The sequence below is a fragment of the Brucella sp. NBRC 14130 genome (assembly GCF_040371715.1).
Lineage (GTDB): Bacteria > Pseudomonadota > Alphaproteobacteria > Rhizobiales > Rhizobiaceae > Brucella > Brucella intermedia.
Genome location: NZ_BAABTE010000006.1, coordinates 149,219 through 168,287, shown reverse-complemented (window position 1 = coordinate 168,287; position 19,069 = coordinate 149,219). Strand labels below are relative to the sequence as shown.

The window sequence follows — 19,069 nt, the reverse complement described above, 5'->3', positions numbered from 1 at the left end:
GTGCGGGGCATGGCCGTGCCCCGCCGGACTTGGCGCTTCATGGCGCCGGAACAGTCGGAAAATGCCGTGCGGAACGAATTTTCGTGCCGAGGCGCTGTCGCAACAAGAATATGCATTGACGGTTTAATCCCAACTTCGCTAACACATTACCGTGCCCGGAACGCTGGAACCTGTTCCGGGCGCTACTGTGTTTCCATGGCGGAGATATTCTCCGTTGGATTTTCAAGAGGGGTTACCCGTGTCGCGCAGTTCTTATCTCTTCACCAGCGAATCTGTGTCCGAAGGCCATCCGGACAAGGTTTGCGACCGCATCTCCGATGAAATCGTGGACATGATCTACAAGGAAGCGCGCCGCACCGGCGTCGATCCGTGGTCTGTCCGTGTTGCCTGTGAAACGCTTGCGACCACCAATCGCGTCGTCATCGCCGGCGAAGTGCGCGTGCCGGATACTTTCCTGAAGAAGAATAAGGACGGCACCATCGCCCATGATGCTGCCGGGCATCCGCTCATCAATCCTTCGCGGTTCCGTTCGGCGGCCCGCAAGGCGATCCGCGAAATCGGTTACGAACAGAACGGCTTCAACTGGAAGACCGTGAAGATCGACGTGCTTCTGCATCCGCAATCCGCCGACATCGCGCAGGGCGTGGACAACGCTGCTGACCGTCAGGGCGAAGAAGGTGCGGGCGATCAGGGCATCATGTTCGGCTATGCCTGCCGTGAAACCCCCGATCTCATGCCGGCGCCGATCTATTATTCGCACAAGATTCTGGAAAAGCTGTCCGAAGCCCGCCACAAGGGCGAGGGCGACGCGGGCAAGCTCGGTCCTGACGCCAAGAGCCAGGTCACGGTGCGCTACGAGAACGGCAAGGCCGCCGAGGTTACGCAGATCGTTCTTTCCACGCAGCATCTGGATGCAAGCTGGGATTCGAAAAAGGTCCGTTCGGTTGTCGAACCCTATATCCGCGAAGCGCTCGGCGACCTTCCGATAGCCGCCAACTGCAACTGGTACATCAATCCGACCGGCAAGTTCGTCATTGGCGGACCGGACGGCGATGCCGGGCTGACCGGCCGCAAGATCATCGTGGACACTTACGGTGGTGCCGCTCCGCATGGCGGCGGTGCATTCTCCGGCAAGGACACGACCAAGGTTGACCGTTCCGCCGCTTATGCTGCCCGTTATCTCGCCAAGAACGTGGTTGCCGCCGGACTTGCCGACCGCTGCACGATCCAGCTTTCCTATGCCATCGGCGTTGCACAGCCGCTGTCGGTCTATGTCGACCTGCATGGCACCGGCAAGGTGGCCGAATCTGCGGTCGAGGAAGCGCTGCGTGAAGTCATGGACCTGTCGCCGACGGGCATCCGCAAGCATCTAGACCTTAACAAGCCGATCTATGCCAAGACCTCGTCTTATGGTCATTTCGGCCGCAAGCCGGGCCGTGACGGTTCCTTCTCCTGGGAGAAGACGGACCTGACCAAGGCTCTGAAGGCTGCGGTGGCGTAAGTTCCGGCGGGAAGTTGCATCTAAAGCCGCTTGGCATTATGTGTGCCGACGATTTTCGAGGAGCGCGGTCTTGGATCGCGCTCTTCTGCTATTGGAGCACATCCCGAAAAGTGTGAAACGGTTTTCGGACTAGATGCGCGTCAAAATAGATGGATAGAGCACCAGATATGATGCCCACGGATAAAGTATGACTGAAGAATCTCATCCTCTGCGCGGTGCCGGAAATTTCTTCGGCCGTCGCCACGGCAAGCCTTTGCGGAGCCACCAGAAGAACCTGTTCGAGGATCTTCTGCCGCGCCTGAAGATCGATGTCGAAAATCCGGCACCGCAGGATTTGCGCACGCTCTTTGACGCAGAGGTTGATGCCGTGCGTCTGGAGATTGGCTTCGGCGGCGGTGAGCATCTGCACCACGAAACCGGCCGCTATCCGCAGACAGGCTTCATTGGCGTCGAACCGTTCATCAACGGCATGGCCAAGATGCTGGCGGCACTGGATGCAGAGCCGCGGCAAAACCTGCGCCTCTATGATGAGGATGCGACGGCGGTATTGGACTGGCTGCCGGATGCTTCCCTGACGGGCATCGATCTTTTCTATCCCGATCCATGGCACAAGCGCCGCCACTGGAAACGCCGTTTCGTGAGCGACGCCAATCTGGACCGCTTCGCTCGCGTGTTGAAGCCCGGCGCGAAATTCCGTTTTGCTTCGGATATCGAACATTACGTCAACTGGACGCTCCAGCATTGTCGCCGCCATCTGGCGTTCGACTGGCAGGCGGACGGTCCGTCCGACTGGAATGATGCCTATGAAGGCTGGCCGGGCACGCGCTATGAAGCAAAGGCTTTTCGCGAGGGACGCCGCGCCGCCTATCTGACCTTTATCCGCCGTTGAAGCAGCTGGGCGTAAACGGAATGAATCGAACAGCAGAAGCGGTCTTGAAAAAATCCGCTTCCGCTGGTATATAGGTTTCAAATTCTTGGTCGTTTGAACAAGAGTGGGCCCTCCCGGACCCGCTCTTTTTTGTTACTTACGGCTCTGTAAAAAGGTTTATCGAGTGACGGAACAGGAACAGGCAATTGAAGCCGCAGGCCCGGATGAGCGTATCATTCGCGAAACAGGCATCGATGCAAAAGTAGCAGGCATTGTGGAGCCGGTGCTCAATACGCTGGGTTTCCGCCTTGTGCGTGTGCGCCTTTCCGGCCTCAACGGCCAGACCTTGCAGATCATGGCCGAGCGTCCCGACGGCACGATGACGGTCGACGATTGCGAGTTGGTCAGCCGCACCGTTGCGCCGGTTCTCGACGTGGAAGATCCGATCAATGGAAAATACCATCTGGAGATTTCCTCTCCCGGTATCGACCGCCCTCTGGTCCGCAAGTCGGACTTCGCCGACTGGGCCGGTCACATTGCAAAGGTGGAAACTTCCATCGTTCATGAAGGCCGCAAGAAGTTTCGTGGCCGTATCGTTCTGGGCGATGCGGAATCCGTCGTGATCGAAAGCGATCAGATTTCCTATGGCAGCGAACCTGTCGTGCGCATTCCATTCGATCTGATCTCGGATGCGCGCCTCGTTCTGACCGATGACCTGATCCGCGATGCGTTGCGCAAGGACAAGGCCCTGCGCGAAGGCCGCATTCCGGGTGACGATCTCGGTAGCGATGAAGCGGACGGGCAGTCCGACGCAGCCGCATCGGACGAAGCAGAAGATAAAGAATAAGTTTCAGGCGTCCGGCATCTTGAGGAGCCGGATGCGACACCAAGGAGAGTCCAATGGCAGTCAGTGCTAACAGGCTGGAGCTTCTGCAGATCGCCGATGCGGTCGCACGCGAGAAGTCGATCGACCGCGAGATCGTTCTTGCGGCCATGGCCGATGCGATCCAGAAGGCGGCGCGTTCACGTTACGGCCAGGAAAGCAACATTCGCGCGGACATCAATGCGAAGTCCGGTGAGATCAAGCTGCAGCGCCTGCTCGAAGTCGTTGAACACGTCGAGGATTACGCGACGCAGATTTCGCTCTTCACCGCCCGTGATCGCAACCCGGACGCACAGATTGGTGATTTCATCGCTGACCAGCTTCCGCCGATGGATTTCGGCCGTATCGCCGCGCAGTCGGCAAAGCAGGTCATCGTGCAGAAAGTGCGCGAAGCCGAGCGTGACCGCCAGTATGACGAATACAAGGACCGTGTCGGCGAAATCGTCAACGGTACTGTGAAGCGCGTCGAATACGGCAATGTGATCGTTGATCTGGGCCGTGGCGAAGCCATCGTGCGTCGTGACGAACTGATCCCGCGTGAAGCTTTCCGTTACGGCGACCGCATCCGCGCCTATGTCTACGACGTGCGTCGCGAACAGCGCGGTCCGCAGATTTTCCTGTCGCGTACCCATCCGTCCTTCATGGCGAAGCTTTTCACCATGGAAGTGCCGGAAATCTACGACGGCATCATCGAAATCAAGTCGGTTGCCCGCGATCCGGGTTCCCGCGCCAAGATCGCGGTCGTCTCGCGTGACGCTTCCATCGATCCGGTCGGCGCCTGCGTCGGCATGCGCGGCTCCCGCGTTCAGGCCGTCGTCGGCGAACTGCAGGGCGAGAAGATCGACATCATTCCGTGGTCGCCGGATGCGGCTTCCTTCATCGTCAATGCGCTTCAGCCTGCTGAAGTTGCCAAGGTTGTTCTCGATGAAGATGCCGAACGTATTGAAGTTGTCGTCCCGAATGACCAACTATCACTTGCAATCGGTCGTCGCGGTCAGAACGTGCGTCTGGCTTCCCAACTCACCGGCTGGGACATCGACATCCTGACGGAAGACGAAGAATCCGAACGTCGCCAGAAGGAATTCGCCGAACGTTCGACCCTTTTCATGGAAGCGCTCGACGTCGACGAGATGGTCGGTCAGGTTCTGGCTTCCGAGGGCTTTGCCTCGATCGAGGAACTGGCCTATGTCGAGCCGGGCGAAATCGCCTCCATCGATGGCTTCGACGACGATACGGCTGGCGAAATCCAGGAACGCGCCCGCGAATATCTGGATCGCATCGAAAGCGAACAGGATAATCGCCGCAAGGAACTGGGCGTCGCGGATGAACTGCGCGAACTGCCGGGCATCACCACGGCGATGCTGGTGGCTGTCGGTGAAGACGGCGTGAAGACGATCGAGGACTTTGCCGGTTATGCTGTTGATGATCTGGTCGGCTGGCGTGAACGCAAGGACGGCGAAACCGTCGCCCATAGCGGCATCTTCTCCCCGTTTGACGTTTCGCGCGTCGATGCGGAACAGATGGTGCTGACTGCGCGTTTGAAGGCAGGATGGATCACGGAAGAAGAACTGGCATCGGCTCAGGAAGAAGAAGCCGAAGCTGGCGAAGAGGAAGCAGCTTCTTAAGAAGCCTGCTGGAACAGGAGGGCCGCGTGGCTCTTACGTCTGGTTCATTTCAGGCGTAAGCTGTGCGGCTCTCGCAATTGAGTTCTGAAAATGGCCGTCGTTCATCCGGATTGATCGGCCAGTCCGGCTTTCGAGGGCGGTGGTGGCCGTCCTGAGCATCCACCCGAAAAATCGGTTGGGATTTTCGGAAAGCGCGATGCTTGGATTCATCGGTTTGGAGCGTCCTTTGTGCGTTTATGAGGACCCATGGCGCTCTAACGGGTTGTGGTGGGGCTTTCGCTCTGGTACAGCGCCCGCGTTGGGTCCGATGTGCGGGCAGACCGCGATGTGGCAAGACTGGAGTACGCGTGGAGCAGGATATGAATGACAGAACCTGTATCGTAACGCGCGAAAGCGGTTCTGCCGATGATTTGATCCGGTTCGTGGCTGGTCCCGATGGTTCCGTCGTGCCGGATCTGAAACGAAATCTGCCGGGCAGGGGATGCTGGGTCAAGGCCGAGCGCCGTCTGGTGGATGAAGCGGTCAAGCGCAAGCTTTTTGCGCGGGCGCTGAAAGAAGGTGTAACGCCGCAGGCGGATCTTGGCGCGCTGGTTGACCAGCTGCTGACGAAATCTGCTCTCGGCAGTCTCGCTCTGGCCCGCAAGGCCGGTGCTGTGGTGTCGGGCTCGACCAAGGTGGATCAGGCAATCCGTACTGGGGCAGCCGCCATGGTGTTGCACGCAAGGGAAGCCGCTGCCGACGGCGTACGCAAGCTTGATCAGGCTCGCCGTGCCGTGGTGCATCTGGATGGTCCGGAAATCCCTTCGTTCTCTCTTTTTACGGGAGAAGAAATGGATTTGGCATTTGGGGGCGGAAATGTGATACATGCAGCCGTACTTGAAGGAAAGGCGGCAGCCGGGTTCGTAAAGCGGGCGCTTATATTGCATCGCTATCGCGGTGAAAGCGCATCGGACTCGGAGTAGAGTGCAGCTCTGGAGGGGGTTGGCAGGCCCCGGATGGGATTGCACGTTGAAGCGGATGACTGGAGCTTTATCCAACATGACCGGGTCGCGTTGGATAATGCTCGAGTAGAGCGGCCGGAGCCGCGAAGGAAACGGAAACGTAATGAGCGATAAAACGAACGACGACAAGACGCTGAGCGTTAATACGAAGAAGACGCTGACCATGAAGCGGCCAGGCGTCGAGCAGAGCACCGTGCGCCAGAATTTCAGCCACGGCCGCACGAAGGCTGTCGTCGTTGAAACGAAGAAGCGCAAATTCTCGCGGCCTGACGAGAAGCCGGAAGTCGAAGCGGCGGCCCCACGGCCTGCTGCTCCTGCCCCGGCGGCTCCTGCGCCTGCAGCCCCTGCACCGGCTCAAGCCGCGCAGCCTGCCCAGGCTGCACAGCCCGCTCCGGCAGTGCGTGCGCCAGCACCTGCAACTCCGGCACCCAAGCCGGCGGCACCTGCTGCTTCGGTAACGAAGCCGCATGTCGCGCAGCAGCGCCCGATGCAGCAGCGCCCCGGTGGACAGCAGGCACAGCGCCCGCGTCCGTCCGACCGCTCCGGCATGGTTCTCAACACGCTGTCGCGCTCAGAAATGGATGCGCGTCGCCGCGCACTCGAGGAAGCACAGGTACGCGAAGTCGAAGAACGCGCCCGCGCTGTCGAGGAAGCCAAGCGTCGCGCCGAGGAAGAAGCACGCCGCGCCAAGGAACGTGAAGAATCTGCCCGTCGCCAGGCGGAAGAGGAAGCTCGTCTCAAGGCCGAGGCTGATGCCCGCCGCAAGGCCGAGGAAGAAGCCGCCAAGCGTATGCCGCAGCCCGAAGCCCGCACCGAGCGTCGCGATGACGCGCGCCCGGCGCCGCAAGGCAATCGTCCGCGTGAGGCCGGTCGTCCTCAGGGCAGTCGCCCACCGCAAGGTGGCCGTCCGCAACAGGGCGGGCCGCGTCCGATGGCGCCAAGCCTTGCCGATGCGGCTCCGATTCCGGGCAAGCCGCTTCCGCAGAGCCAGCTTCGCAAGCCCGGTCAGTCGGATGACGATGATGACCGTCGCGGCGCAGTCCGTCGTGGCACCCCTGCCAAGCCGGAAGTGCGTGCACCGAAGGTTGTGAAGGGCGAAGATGACCGCCGTCGCGGCAAGCTCACTCTCACGAGCAATCTTGAGGAGGAGGGCCGTTCGCGTTCGCTTTCGGCGATGCGCCGCCGTCAGGAAAAGTTCAAGCGTTCGCAGATGCAGGAAACCCGCGAAAAGATTTCGCGTGAAGTGACCATTCCTGAAACCATCACGTTGCAGGAACTTGCCCAGCGTATGACCGAGCGCTCCGTCGACATCATCAAGTACCTGATGAAGCAGGGCCAGATGATGAAGCCGGGCGACGTGATCGACGCCGATATGGCGCAGCTGATCGCTGAAGAGTTTGGCCACACCGTCAAGCGCGTTGCGGAATCGGACGTCGAAGAAGGCATCTTTGGCGTTGCCGACAACGAAGCCGCACTGGTTTCCCGTCCTCCGGTCGTGACCATCATGGGCCACGTCGATCACGGTAAGACCTCGCTGCTCGACGCCATTCGTCATGCCAACGTCGTGTCCGGCGAAGCCGGTGGCATCACCCAGCATATCGGTGCCTATCAGGTCGAACAGAACGGCCAGAAGATCACCTTCATCGATACGCCGGGCCACGCCGCATTCACCGCGATGCGTGCCCGTGGTGCGCAGGCGACCGACATTGCCATTCTGGTGGTTGCCGCCGACGACAGCGTGATGCCGCAGACGATTGAATCGATCAACCATGCCAAGGCGGCTGGTGTCCCGATCATCGTGGCGATCAACAAGATCGACAAGCCTGCTGCCGATCCGCAGAAGGTTCGCACTGCCCTGCTGCAGCACGAAGTCTTCGTGGAATCGATGGGCGGTGAAGTGCTCGACGTGGAAGTGTCGGCGAAGAACAAGATCAACCTCGACAAGTTGCTTGAAGCAATTCTGTTGCAGGCTGAAATTCTTGACCTCAAGTCCGATCCCACGCGTACGGCTGAAGGCGTCGTCGTTGAAGCCCAGCTTGATCGTGGCCGTGGTTCGGTTGCAACCGTTCTGGTTCAGACCGGTACGCTGCATCCCGGCGACATTCTGGTCGCGGGCAGCGAATGGGGCCGCGTGCGCGCTCTGGTCAATGACCGTGGCGAGCATGTCAAGGAAGCCGGTCCGGCAATGCCGGTCGAAATCCTCGGCCTTCAGGGTACGCCGCAGGCGGGTGACCGTTTCGCAGTCGTTGCCAGCGAAGCCAAGGCGCGTGAAATCGCCGAGTACCGCCAGCGCCTGGCGCGCGACAAGGCCGTCGCTCGCCAGTCCGGTGCACGCGGTTCGCTCGAGCAGATGATGAACCAGCTTCAGGTTTCAGGCACGAAGGAATTCCCGCTCGTCATCAAGGGTGACGTGCAGGGTTCCATCGAAGCCATCACCAATGCGCTGGACAAGCTCGGCACCGACGAAGTTCGCGCCCGCATCGTCCATTCGGGCGCAGGCGGCATCACGGAAAGCGACGTGTCGCTGGCCGAAGCCTCCAACGCCGCGATCATTGGCTTCAACGTCCGCGCCAACAAGCAGGCACGCGACGCGGCCGATCAGCAGGGCATCGAAATCCGCTACTACAACATCATCTATGATCTCATCGATGACGTTAAGGCAGCTATGTCGGGTCTTCTGTCGCCGGAGCGTCGCGAAACCTTCCTTGGCAATGCCGAGATTCTCGAAGTCTTCAACATCACCAAGGTCGGCAAGGTTGCCGGTTGCCGTGTCACCGAAGGCAAGGTCGAGCGTGGTGCAGGCGTCCGCCTCATTCGCGACAACGTGGTTATCCACGAAGGCAAGCTCAAGACGCTCAAGCGCTTCAAGGACGAAGTGTCGGAAGTCCCGGCCGGTCAGGAGTGCGGCATGGCGTTCGAGAACTACGACGACATTCGCGCAGGCGACGTCATCGAAGCCTTCCGCGTCGAACACGTTTCGCGCACACTCTGATTACTGTCTCGCCGGGCTGCCGTAAGGCGGCCCGGCTTTTCATTATCCGGTCCAGAGGGTCTGACTCCCGGCTGGATTGTGGTAAGTTGCGTATTATTACGCCTGCCAATTTGTAGTCATGTTGTCGGACAGTCCTTCGCGGCTGGATGCCGATTGGCGGCTGTTTATCGAGGATATAGCCATGGCACGTTCTCCAGATCCAAAAGGCTCGGGCGGCCTTTCCCAGCGCCAGCTCCGCGTCGGCGAGCAGGTGCGCCACGCATTGGCGCAGGTGCTGCAGCGCGGGGAAATCCGCGACGATCTCATTGCCCGCACCGTGATTTCCGTTTCGGAAGTGCGTATGTCGCCCGACCTCAAGATCGCGACCTGCTTCATCACCCCGCTCGGGGATGCCGACACGCAGGCCGTTATCAAGGCGCTCGCCGCAAATGCAAAGTTCATTCGCGGACGCATGGCGCCCAGCCTCAGCCAGATGAAGTACATGCCCGAATTCCGCTTCCGGGCCGATACCAGCTTTGACAATTTTTCCAAGATCGATGCGCTGCTCCGCTCGCCGGAAGTCGCCCGCGACCTTGGGCATCACGATGAAGAAGACCGGGGGGCAGACAAGGCTTCCGGCAATGGAGACGAGTAAAGCATGGCAAGACGGGGCAAGAAAAAAGGTCGCCCGATATCCGGCTGGGTTATTTTCGACAAGCCGAAAGGGATGGGATCGACCGAGGCGGTCTCGAAGATCAAGTGGCTGTTCAATGCCGAAAAGGCCGGCCATGCCGGTACACTCGATCCGCTTGCTTCCGGCATGCTGCCCATAGCGCTTGGCGAAGCGACCAAGACCGTGCCTTATGTCATGGATGGAACCAAGATCTACCGTTTTACGGTGACCTGGGGCGAGGAACGTTCCACCGACGATCTGGAAGGCCAGCCGACCAAGACAGCGGACAAGCGCCCGTCGCGCGCGGATATCGAAGCGCTGCTGCCCAATTATACGGGCGTCATTTCACAGGTTCCGCCGCAGTTCTCGGCTATCAAGATCGACGGCGAGCGCGCCTACGACCTCGCCCGTGAAGGCGAAACGGTCGAAATCCCTTCCCGCGAAGTCGAGATCGACCGTCTGGAAATCGTGGGCATTCCGGATGCCGACTGCACCGAGTTCGAAGTCGAATGCTCCAAGGGCACCTATGTGCGCTCGCTGGCGCGCGACATGGGGCGTGACCTTGGCTGCTACGGCCATATTTCGGAGCTGCGCCGCATCGAAGTTGCCCCGTTCACGGAAGAGGATTCCGTGACGCTGGCAGAATTGGAACAGGCATGGCCGCCGCTCCCGCCGAAGGATGAGGACGGCAATATCGCGGAGCCGGCTCCTCGCCGGGATTTTTCGGCGATCGACGCATTGGTCATCGATACGGGTGCTGCCCTCGACTGCCTGCCGCAGGTGGCGCTTTCCGACGATCAGGCGCAGCGTGTGCGTCTCGGCAATCCGGTGATCCTGCGCGGACGCGATGCACCTCTGGAGGCAGATGAAGCCTGTGTCACCACACGCGGAAAACTGCTCGCCATCGGCTATATCGAACATGGACAGTTCAAGCCGAAGCGGGTTTTCACAACCGGCTGACGTTTCGTCGGAAGATGGCGGTGAGGCGGCAAATTGAATTGAGACTGGCATTCCTGCCAATTTTGCACTATATGCCCCTCATCGATCATGCGTAACAGCATGTCAGATCGTGTAAATGGCCCGCGCTGGACGACATCCCGGCCCGGGCGTCTGGTTTTCCTCTCATCTAGAAAGGGTGTTACGATGTCGATTACTGCTGAGCGCAAGCAAGCACTTATCAAGGAATACGCCACCAAGGAAGGCGACACCGGTTCTCCTGAAGTACAGGTTGCCGTTCTTTCCGAGCGTATCGCCAACCTCACCGAACACTTCAAGGGCCACAAGAATGACAATCATTCGCGTCGCGGCCTCCTGAAGCTGGTTTCGCAGCGTCGTCGCCTTCTCGACTATGTCAAGGGCATTGACGAAGCGCGTTATCAGGCGCTGATCGGCCGTCTCGGCCTGCGCCGCTAAGGTTGAAATCGGGCGACGCCTCAAAACGTCGCCCGTTTGATTTATCGGGCATTTGGTCGTGCGGATAGCCGCGAACCGATCAAATGCGACTGTGAGCATGTCTCCCAAGAGCGGGAACCGGTTTTGGGACGAAGACATGCCTGGAAACAACAGATTGAGCTGAAGCGCGAACATATGTGAGCGCATCCGCTCTATCGGGCGAACGCCCGCTGGCATGAAACGACGCACAGGGTGCATTCCGTCATGCCTATGCAGAGCCCACAAGGCTCATGACCTGGACCAGTCATGGGGCAGGATTGCAGGCAGTTCGTGTCAGAGCGTATTCGGAATTGAATGTTCTGACACTTACGAACTTCCCGTTGTCTTGCCCGTGGCCCGTCCGCCAACCGAGGCGATGCCTTCAGGCGCTTTTGCGCGGCATCACCACATGAGGACAAGATATGTTCAATACCCATAAAGTAGAAATCGAATGGGGCGGTCGTCCGCTCACGCTCGAAACCGGCAAGATCGCCCGTCAGGCTGACGGCGCCGTTCTCGCAACCTATGGCGAAACCGTCGTTCTGGCGACTGTCGTTTCTGCCAAGGAGCCGAAGCCAGGCCAGGATTTCTTCCCGCTGACCGTCAACTATCAGGAAAAGACCTATGCCGCCGGCAAGATTCCTGGTGGCTACTTCAAGCGTGAAGGCCGTCCGAGCGAAAACGAAACGCTGGTTTCGCGCCTGATCGACCGTCCGATCCGTCCGCTTTTCGTCGATGGCTATAAGAACGACACGCAGGTTGTCGTCACCGTTGTCCAGCACGATCTGGAAAACGATCCTGACGTCCTTTCGATGGTTGCCGCTTCCGCAGCGCTCACCATTTCGGGCGTGCCTTTCATGGGCCCGATTGGCGGCGCACGCGTCGGCTACATCAACGGCGAATATGTTCTGAACCCTAATATCGACGAAATGCCAGAATCGAAGCTCGATCTGGTCGTCGCGGGTACGTCGGAAGCCGTGCTGATGGTCGAATCCGAAGCACAGGAACTCTCCGAAGAAATCATGCTCGGCGCCGTTGTTTTCGGCCAGAAGGGCTTCCAGCCGGTCATCGATGCGATCATCAAGCTCGCTGAAGTTGCCGCCAAGGAACCGCGCGACTTCCAGCCGGAAGACCTGTCGGCTCTCGAAGCCAAGATGCTGGCCGTTGTCGAAAACGATCTGCGCGACGCTTACAAGATCACCGAAAAGCAGGCCCGTTATGCCGCCGTCGATGCCGCCAAGGCAAAGGCGAAGGAACATTTCTTCCCCGAAGGCGTGGAAGAAACCGAAATGTCGCCGGAACAGTTCGCGACCATTTTCAAGCATTTGCAGGCCAAGATCGTTCGCTGGAACATTCTCGACACCGGCAGCCGCATCGATGGCCGCGATCTGAAGACCGTTCGTCCGATTGTATCGGAAGTCGGCCTCCTGCCACGCACCCACGGTTCGGCCCTGTTCACCCGCGGTGAAACGCAGGCTATCGTTGTTGCCACGCTCGGCACCGGCGAAGACGAACAGATGATCGACGCCCTGACCGGCACCTACAAGCAGCCTTTCATGCTGCACTACAACTTCCCGCCTTACTCGGTTGGTGAAACCGGCCGCATGGGTTCGCCGGGCCGTCGCGAAATCGGCCATGGCAAGCTTGCCTGGCGCGCAATCCATCCGATGCTGCCTTCCGCTGAACAGTTCCCTTACACGATCCGCGCCGTTTCCGAGATCACGGAATCGAACGGCTCGTCCTCGATGGCAACCGTTTGCGGCACGTCGCTGGCTCTCATGGATGCAGGTGTTCCGCTTGCACGTCCGGTTGCCGGCATCGCCATGGGCCTGATCAAGGAAGGCGAACGCTTCGCCGTTCTGTCGGACATTCTGGGTGATGAAGATCACCTCGGCGACATGGATTTCAAGGTTGCCGGTACGGAAAACGGCATCACCTCGCTGCAGATGGACATCAAGATCGACGGTATCACCGAAGAGATCATGAAGGTCGCTCTGGAACAGGCCAAGGGCGGTCGCGTTCACATCCTCGGCGAAATGGCCAAGGCTCTGTCGACCTCGCGTGAAGAGCTCGGCGAATTTGCTCCGCGCATCGAAGTGATGAACATCCCGACCGACAAGATCCGCGATGTTATCGGTTCTGGCGGCAAGGTCATCCGCGAAATCGTGGAAAAGACCGGCGCCAAGATCAACATCGAAGACGACGGCACGGTGAAGATCGCTTCGTCGAACGGCAAGGAAATCGAAGCCGCCAAGAAGTGGATTCATTCGATCGTTGCCGAACCGGAAGTCGGCGAAATCTACGAAGGCACGGTCGTCAAGACCGCTGACTTCGGCGCTTTCGTGAACTTCTTCGGCCCGCGTGACGGTCTGGTTCACATTTCGCAGCTGGCTTCCGACCGCGTTGCCAAGACCACCGATGTGGTCAAGGAAGGCCAGAAGGTCTGGGTCAAGCTCATGGGCTTTGACGAGCGCGGCAAGGTTCGCCTGTCGATGAAGGTTGTCGATCAGGAAACCGGCAAGGAAATTGCCCAGGAAAAGAAGAAGGAAGAAGCCGACGCTGAATAAGCGTCGCATCTTCTGTGAAATCGGAAAGCGCGCCGCGAGGCGCGCTTTTTTGTTGCATGGGATTCATTTCAAGACCATGGATGATGCCCATGATTATACCGGCACAACAAACTCTCTTTCTCCCCTTCGTTCAGGGCATTCTGGATATGCCTGCAGAAGGCCAGTCCTTTCTTGGCTGCGGTCTTTCTGCGGATCGGCGCCTTGAAGATGAATGGAAACAGGCGCTCACTTTCCTGCAACCCTGGCGCCCTGACTGGCTGGCCTTGGAAAAGGAAGGTTTCAAGGCAGTACCCAGATTAGGCGCCAGATTGGACGAGGAGCGCCGTTTCGCCGGCGGACTACTGTTGCTCGGAAAACATCGCGGACGCAACGAGGCGTGGTTTGCGGAGCTTCTGGCGCGTGTTGAGCCGGGCGGATGGATCGCCGTATCGGGCGACAAGAAGCTCGGCATCGACAGTTTTCGCAAATGGGTGGGCAATATTGCCGAAATCAGCGACCGCATGTCGAAGAACCATGCCGTGGTGTTCTGGCTCAGGAGGCCTGCCGACCTTACCGACGATTTCATCGCCGCCCTGAAGCCGCTTACCGCCAATATCGACGACGTGTTCCAGACCGAACCCGGCATGTTTTCGCACGGCGTCATCGACAAGGGCTCGGCCTTGCTCGTGCCGCATATGGAAAAGATCGTTTTCGGCAATGTCGCCGATCTGGGCGCTGGCTGGGGCTATCTGGCTGCGCAATGCCTGAAGTATGCTGATCGCATCAAGGCAATAGACCTTTATGAGGCTGATTTTGAGGCGCTGGAAGCCGCACGCGGCAATCTGGAACGGCTGGGCCCATCGGTGCCGATCAGCTTCAACTGGTTCGATGTGACGAGCGAGAAACTGACGGGCATCTATGACACCGTGGTCATGAACCCGCCTTTCCACGAGGGGCGGGCGACGGATGTGTCGCTTGGACAGGCATTCATTGCCGCGGCAGCTTCACGGTTGAAAACCGGCGGGCGTCTGCTGATGGTCGCAAATCGTCAACTGCCTTATGAGACGACCCTCAAAGGGCTGTTCAAGAATGTGACCCTTCTTGAGGAGGCAAACGGTTTTAAAATCTTCGATGCGAAGAAATAAAACAAAAAACCCGGCGTTTCTGCCGGGTTTTTTTATTGAGTGAAGCGGGCTTAGTCGCCGCGTTCGGCGTCGGAGCTTTTCAGCTCTTCCAGTGTGGGCATGGAGACGATGTTGTAACCGGAATCCACATAGTGGATTTCGCCGGTAACGCCGCTCGAAAGATCTGACAGCAGATAGACTGCCGATTTGCCAACATCATCGATATCGACGGTGCGGCGCAGCGGAGAGTTACGGCGCTGATAGCTGAAGATCGCGCGTGCATCGCCGATGCCGGCACCGGCCAGGGTGCGCACCGGGCCCGCCGAAATCGCGTTGACGCGGATGCCCTGCGGGCCGTAATCGGCGGCAAGATAACGAACCATGGCTTCAAGTGCTGCCTTGGCAACGCCCATGACGTTGTAGTTCGGGATGGTGCGGGTCGATCCGCCATAGGTCAGCGTCAGGATCGAGCCGCCGTCCTTCATGAGCTTTTCGGCGCGTTGTGCCATTTCCGTGAAGGAGTAGGCGGAAATCACCATGGTGCGGCTGAAGTTTTCGCGCGTGGTGACGTCTGCGTAGCGACCCTTCAATTCGTTCTTGTCGGAAAAGCCGATAGCGTGAACGATGAAATCGAGCTTGCCCCACTTCTTTTCGATTTCGGCAAAGACCGCATCGACCGATGCTATATCTTCAACATCGCAAGGCAGCACGAAATCCGAACCGACCTGTTCGGCAAGCGGCTTCACGCGCTTGCCCAGCGCATCGCCCTGATAGGTGAAGGCGAGTTCTGCACCCTGTGCTGCGAGTTGTTTTGAAATTCCCCAGGCGAGTGAGTGATTATTCGCGACCCCCATGATGAGGCCGCGTTTGCCTTTCATCAGACCTTCCATATTTTCCCTCTCCCTCAGCCCTGGTAACGCTGGAAAACCAGCGTTGCATTGGTGCCGCCAAATCCGAAGGAATTGGAGAGCACGGTATTGAGCTGAGCGTTGTCAATGCGCTTGCGAACGATAGGCATGTCCGCGAAGGCAGGGTCCAGTTCTTCGATATGTGCGCTTTCGCAAATGAAATTGTTCTGCATCATTAGGAGCGAATAGATCGCTTCCTGCACGCCTGTGGCACCCAGCGAGTGGCCGGTCAGCGATTTGGTTGCGGCAATTGGCGGGCATGCATCGCCCGAACCAAAGACCTGGCGGATCGCTTCGATTTCCGGTGCGTCGCCGGCAGGGGTCGAGGTTGCGTGCGGGTTGATATAGTCGATCTTGGTCTTGACGGTCGAAAGCGCCATCTTCATGCAGCGGATCGCGCCTTCACCAGACGGAGCGACCATGTCGTAGCCGTCGGATGTTGCGCCATAGCCGACGATTTCGCCATAGATCTTGGCGCCGCGAGCCAGTGCGGTTTCCAGGTCTTCCAGCACCAGAACACCGGCGCCGCCTGCGATCACGAAGCCGTCGCGGTTCTTGTCATAGGCGCGCGATGCGGTCGACGGCGTGTCGTTATATTTGGACGACATGGCGCCCATGGCGTCAAACAGGACCGAAAGCGTCCAGTCGAGGTCTTCGCAGCCGCCCGCGAACATGCGGTCCTGCTTGCCATACTGGATCATCTCGAACGCATTGCCGATGCAATGGTTCGACGTCGCGCAGGCAGAGGAGATCGAGTAGTTGATGCCCTTGATCTTGAAGAAGGTCGCAAGCGTTGCCGAAGCCGTCGAGCTCATGGCTTTCGGCACGGCAAACGGACCGACGCGCTTGGGGCCCTTTTCGCGGGTGATGTCGGCAGAATCGACTATGGTGCGTGTCGAGGGGCCGCCGGAACCCATGATGATGCCGGTGCGGTCGTTGGAAACTTCCTCGTCGGAAAGCCCCGCATCGGCAATCGCCTGATCCATGGCAATGTGGTTCCAGGCCGTGCCGCGGCCGTGGAAGCGCATCGCGCGCCGGTCGACGAGCGCTTCGACGTCGATATTCGGGGCACCGTGCACCTGGCAGCGGAAGCCGAGTTCGGCATATTCCTCAGCGCGGGAGATACCGGACTTCGCTTCACGCAGCGAAGCCGTGACTTCTTCGGTGTTGTTACCAATCGAGGATACGATCCCCATACCCGTTACGACCACACGCCGCATCGCGTTCTCCTTTACACCTGATCCGTGAGCGACGTGCCGTCATGCGGACTGCCGCCTGTTCGCGGTTACATAGGTGCGATCTTCGCATGTTTTGAGCGCGGCCGCATGAAAACTGTTCACTTTTTTGCAGTCGCGCTCGTGAATGATGATGATTGGGGCGCCTTACTGGCCCTCGCTGTCCTTCGACAGGCCGACGCGCAGGTCGGTTGCCCGGTAGATGGTTTCGCCATCGGCTTTCAGCCAGCCGTCAGCCGTGCCGAGCACGAGGCGGCCGCGCATGACGCGTTTGAAATCAATGCCATATTCAAGAAGCTTGGTATGCGGGCGCACCATGCCCTTGAACTTGACTTCACCGGTGGAGAGGGCCATGCCGCGGCCCGGTTCGCCCAGCCAGCCGAGGAAGAAGCCGGTCAGCTGCCACATGCCGTCAAGGCCGAGGCAGCCCGGCATGATCGGATTGCCCATGAAATGGCATGGGAAATACCAGTCGTCGGGGCGCACGTCATATTCGGCGCGGATATAGCCCTTGTCGAACTCGCCGCCGGTTTCGGAAATATCTGTGATGCGATGGACCATCAGCATCGGAGGCAGGGGAAGCTGAGCATTGCCGGGGCCGAACATCTCGCCGCGCGCGCAGGCCAGGAGTTCTTCATACCCGTAGCTTGATTTCTGTTCTGCCATTACGCCTCCCTTGAGGTTCATTCTGTATCGACCGGCAATCCGGCCCGATTGTAGGTTTCACCGGAACATCCCTACCACAGACTGTTTCCGGCAGTAAAATCATGCATTGGATTAATCCGGGGTTTATCCGAAAAACCGCGCATTTCCCAAGGCTATTGATAGTTATTTCGCAACGGCATATATCAATGTCAGTATGCAATGGGCAACAGCCCGTTTGACGATTGATGATTTTGCAACAAGCTTGTGACGGTACCAACGGTGAATATGCAGTCTTCACATACCCACTCGACGGTCTCGATGGAAGAGCAGCTCCGCCGCGCGGGCCTGCGTCCGACGCGCCAGCGCGTTGCGCTTGCGAGCCTGATCTTCGCGCAGGGCGATCGCCATCTGTCTGCGGAAGACCTGCACGAAGAGGCCGTCATGGCCGACGTGCCGGTGTCGCTGGCAACGGTTTACAACACGCTGCACCAGTTCACGGAAGCCGGTATGCTGCGCATTATCGCAGTCGAGGGCTCGAAGACCTATTTCGATACGAATATCTCGGATCACCAGCATTTCTTCCTCGAAGGGGAAAATGTCGTGTTCGATATTCCACACGGTGAAAAAGGCCAGCCTACGGTTGCCAATATGCCCGACGCACCGGATGGCATGGAAATCGTCAATGTCGACATCATCGTTCGCCTGCGCCGCAAGGGCCAGTAACGGCGTCTTTTTTCGATGGGGAATGAAAGAAAGCGGCCATGGCCGCTTTTTTTGTTGCCTATTGGCGCGCTTGGGGCTGAAAAGGAAAGAAATTCTGATGTCCCGATTGAATCGCCTCCCACGTTAAAGTCGGGCCTGTACCAAGGAGATATCATGCGCAAACTACTCGTTGCGGCAACCATTCTTGCCGTGTTCACCGCCGGCAGCGCCTTCGCAAAGACCGTCCGGATCGGGGTCACGCCGGGGCCGCACGCCCAGATCATGGAAAAGGTCAAGGAAGTCGCCGGGAAGAACGGCCTGGAACTCGATATTCAGGAATTCTCTGACTACGTCATTCCAAACATGGCGCTTGCGGATGGCGCGCTGGAAGCCAATTCGTTCCAGCACAAGCCCTATCTCGACAATCAGGTGGCCGATCGCGGCTTCGACATTGTGAGCGTTGCCGAAACCGTCAACTTTCCGATGGGGCTTTATTCGAAGAAACTGAAGAATATTTCGGAGCTGGCCGACGGCGCGACGATTGCGATCCCCAATGATCCGACCAATGGCGGACGCGCTCTGCTCGTGCTTGCCGAAAACGGAATCATCAAGCTCGATCCGTCCAAGGGGCTGAAGGTTAGCGCTCTCGATATCGTGGAGAACCCGAAGAACCTCAAATTCGTTGAGCTCGATGCCGCGCAGCTTCCGCGTTCGATGGAAGATGTCGATGCCGCCGTCATCAACACCAACTATGCCATGGAAGCAGGCCTCAATCCGGCAACCGATCCGCTGGTGCGGGAAGGCGAGAAGGCGCCCTACATCAATATCCTTGTCGTTCGTACCGCAGACAAGGATGCCGACTGGGTGAAAACCCTGATTTCCTCCTATCACAGCGACGAAGTGAAGGAATTCATTGCCACGACATTCAAGGGGTCGGTGATCCCGGCCTGGTGACA

At 58.8% G+C, this 19,069-nt stretch carries 16 protein-coding genes; 13 read left to right on the top strand and 3 right to left on the bottom strand.

Translation table 11 applies throughout. The annotated features are described in order from the left end of the window. The first annotated feature begins 238 nt into the window (after positions 1–238). The 11 genes from metK to ABWW28_RS14255 all read left to right on the top strand — a co-directional run bounded on the left by metK (position 239) and on the right by ABWW28_RS14255 (position 14,644). Positions 239–1,501 carry a methionine adenosyltransferase gene (gene metK, locus ABWW28_RS14305; protein ID WP_006473099.1) on the top strand — a complete coding sequence of 421 codons (1,263 nt, stop codon included), beginning with the start codon at positions 239–241 and terminating at the stop codon, positions 1,499–1,501. A 187-nt stretch (positions 1,502–1,688) separates the two neighbouring features. Continuing rightward, entirely contained in the window at positions 1,689–2,390 is a 702-nt protein-coding gene (trmB, locus tag ABWW28_RS14300) for a tRNA (guanine(46)-N(7))-methyltransferase TrmB (protein WP_176588069.1), read from the top strand. Between the two features lie 163 nt (positions 2,391–2,553). Continuing rightward, the gene (gene rimP / locus ABWW28_RS14295) at positions 2,554–3,216 is read left to right on the top strand and encodes a ribosome maturation factor RimP (RefSeq protein WP_021587626.1); all 663 of its coding nucleotides are present in this window, start codon (positions 2,554–2,556) and stop codon (positions 3,214–3,216) included. A gap of 53 nt (positions 3,217–3,269) precedes the next feature. Continuing rightward, positions 3,270–4,877 (top strand): transcription termination factor NusA, encoded by a 1,608-nt coding sequence (gene nusA, locus ABWW28_RS14290; protein WP_006468151.1) that lies wholly within the window; start codon positions 3,270–3,272, stop codon positions 4,875–4,877. Between the two features lie 347 nt (positions 4,878–5,224). Then, entirely contained in the window at positions 5,225–5,839 is a 615-nt protein-coding gene (locus ABWW28_RS14285; RefSeq protein ID WP_312352258.1) for an RNA-binding protein, read from the top strand. A gap of 142 nt (positions 5,840–5,981) precedes the next feature. Further along, the gene (gene infB, locus ABWW28_RS14280) at positions 5,982–8,870 is read left to right on the top strand and encodes a translation initiation factor IF-2 (RefSeq protein WP_353391211.1); all 2,889 of its coding nucleotides are present in this window, start codon (positions 5,982–5,984) and stop codon (positions 8,868–8,870) included. 181 nt (positions 8,871–9,051) lie between these two features. Continuing rightward, the gene (gene rbfA, locus ABWW28_RS14275; RefSeq protein ID WP_031347144.1) at positions 9,052–9,504 is read left to right on the top strand and encodes a 30S ribosome-binding factor RbfA; all 453 of its coding nucleotides are present in this window, start codon (positions 9,052–9,054) and stop codon (positions 9,502–9,504) included. Between the two features lie 3 nt (positions 9,505–9,507). After that, a complete protein-coding gene (gene truB / locus ABWW28_RS14270; RefSeq protein WP_021587630.1) occupies positions 9,508–10,482 on the top strand; it encodes a tRNA pseudouridine(55) synthase TruB in 975 nt (324 codons plus the stop codon). A 183-nt stretch (positions 10,483–10,665) separates the two neighbouring features. Next, positions 10,666–10,935, top strand: a complete 270-nt coding sequence (rpsO, locus tag ABWW28_RS14265) for a 30S ribosomal protein S15 (protein ID WP_006473093.1) — start codon at positions 10,666–10,668, stop codon at positions 10,933–10,935. 440 nt (positions 10,936–11,375) lie between these two features. After that, the gene (gene pnp, locus ABWW28_RS14260) at positions 11,376–13,520 is read left to right on the top strand and encodes a polyribonucleotide nucleotidyltransferase (protein ID WP_021587631.1); all 2,145 of its coding nucleotides are present in this window, start codon (positions 11,376–11,378) and stop codon (positions 13,518–13,520) included. 89 nt (positions 13,521–13,609) lie between these two features. Further along, positions 13,610–14,644 (top strand): class I SAM-dependent methyltransferase, encoded by a 1,035-nt coding sequence (locus ABWW28_RS14255; protein WP_031347145.1) that lies wholly within the window; start codon positions 13,610–13,612, stop codon positions 14,642–14,644. A 50-nt stretch (positions 14,645–14,694) separates the two neighbouring features. Here ABWW28_RS14255 and fabI read toward each other — a convergent pair whose 3' ends face one another. The 3 genes from fabI to fabA all read right to left on the bottom strand — a co-directional run bounded on the left by fabI (position 14,695) and on the right by fabA (position 17,432). After that, positions 14,695–15,513: an enoyl-ACP reductase FabI gene (gene fabI, locus ABWW28_RS14250; protein ID WP_151658426.1), complete on the bottom strand. Its 819-nt coding sequence runs from the start codon at positions 15,511–15,513 to the stop codon at positions 14,695–14,697. A 14-nt stretch (positions 15,514–15,527) separates the two neighbouring features. Further along, positions 15,528–16,751: a beta-ketoacyl-ACP synthase I gene (gene fabB, locus ABWW28_RS14245; RefSeq protein WP_021587634.1), complete on the bottom strand. Its 1,224-nt coding sequence runs from the start codon at positions 16,749–16,751 to the stop codon at positions 15,528–15,530. A 162-nt stretch (positions 16,752–16,913) separates the two neighbouring features. Continuing rightward, positions 16,914–17,432 (bottom strand): 3-hydroxyacyl-[acyl-carrier-protein] dehydratase FabA, encoded by a 519-nt coding sequence (fabA, locus tag ABWW28_RS14240; RefSeq protein ID WP_006473091.1) that lies wholly within the window; start codon positions 17,430–17,432, stop codon positions 16,914–16,916. 264 nt (positions 17,433–17,696) lie between these two features. Between fabA and irrA the strand changes: the two genes are divergently transcribed. Then, positions 17,697–18,134: an iron response transcriptional regulator IrrA gene (irrA, locus tag ABWW28_RS14235; RefSeq protein WP_025090646.1), complete on the top strand. Its 438-nt coding sequence runs from the start codon at positions 17,697–17,699 to the stop codon at positions 18,132–18,134. 153 nt (positions 18,135–18,287) lie between these two features. Continuing rightward, on the top strand, positions 18,288–19,067 hold the full coding sequence (locus ABWW28_RS14230; RefSeq protein ID WP_021587636.1) for a MetQ/NlpA family ABC transporter substrate-binding protein: 780 nt from the start codon (positions 18,288–18,290) through the stop codon (positions 19,065–19,067). The last annotated feature ends 2 nt before the right edge of the window (positions 19,068–19,069 follow it).

Coding starts and splice junctions, on each gene's coding strand:
- ABWW28_RS14255 (WP_031347145.1), top strand. CDS start 13,610: ATGATTATACCGGCACAACAAACTCTCTTTCTCCCCTTCGTTCAGGGC.
- fabB (WP_021587634.1), bottom strand. CDS start 16,751: ATGCGGCGTGTGGTCGTAACGGGTATGGGGATCGTATCCTCGATTGGT.
- trmB (WP_176588069.1), top strand. CDS start 1,689: ATGACTGAAGAATCTCATCCTCTGCGCGGTGCCGGAAATTTCTTCGGC.
- rbfA (WP_031347144.1), top strand. CDS start 9,052: ATGGCACGTTCTCCAGATCCAAAAGGCTCGGGCGGCCTTTCCCAGCGC.
- rpsO (WP_006473093.1), top strand. CDS start 10,666: ATGTCGATTACTGCTGAGCGCAAGCAAGCACTTATCAAGGAATACGCC.
- ABWW28_RS14230 (WP_021587636.1), top strand. CDS start 18,288: ATGCGCAAACTACTCGTTGCGGCAACCATTCTTGCCGTGTTCACCGCC.
- truB (WP_021587630.1), top strand. CDS start 9,508: ATGGCAAGACGGGGCAAGAAAAAAGGTCGCCCGATATCCGGCTGGGTT.
- nusA (WP_006468151.1), top strand. CDS start 3,270: ATGGCAGTCAGTGCTAACAGGCTGGAGCTTCTGCAGATCGCCGATGCG.
- irrA (WP_025090646.1), top strand. CDS start 17,697: ATGCAGTCTTCACATACCCACTCGACGGTCTCGATGGAAGAGCAGCTC.
- infB (WP_353391211.1), top strand. CDS start 5,982: ATGAGCGATAAAACGAACGACGACAAGACGCTGAGCGTTAATACGAAG.
- fabA (WP_006473091.1), bottom strand. CDS start 17,432: ATGGCAGAACAGAAATCAAGCTACGGGTATGAAGAACTCCTGGCCTGC.
- pnp (WP_021587631.1), top strand. CDS start 11,376: ATGTTCAATACCCATAAAGTAGAAATCGAATGGGGCGGTCGTCCGCTC.
- fabI (WP_151658426.1), bottom strand. CDS start 15,513: ATGGAAGGTCTGATGAAAGGCAAACGCGGCCTCATCATGGGGGTCGCG.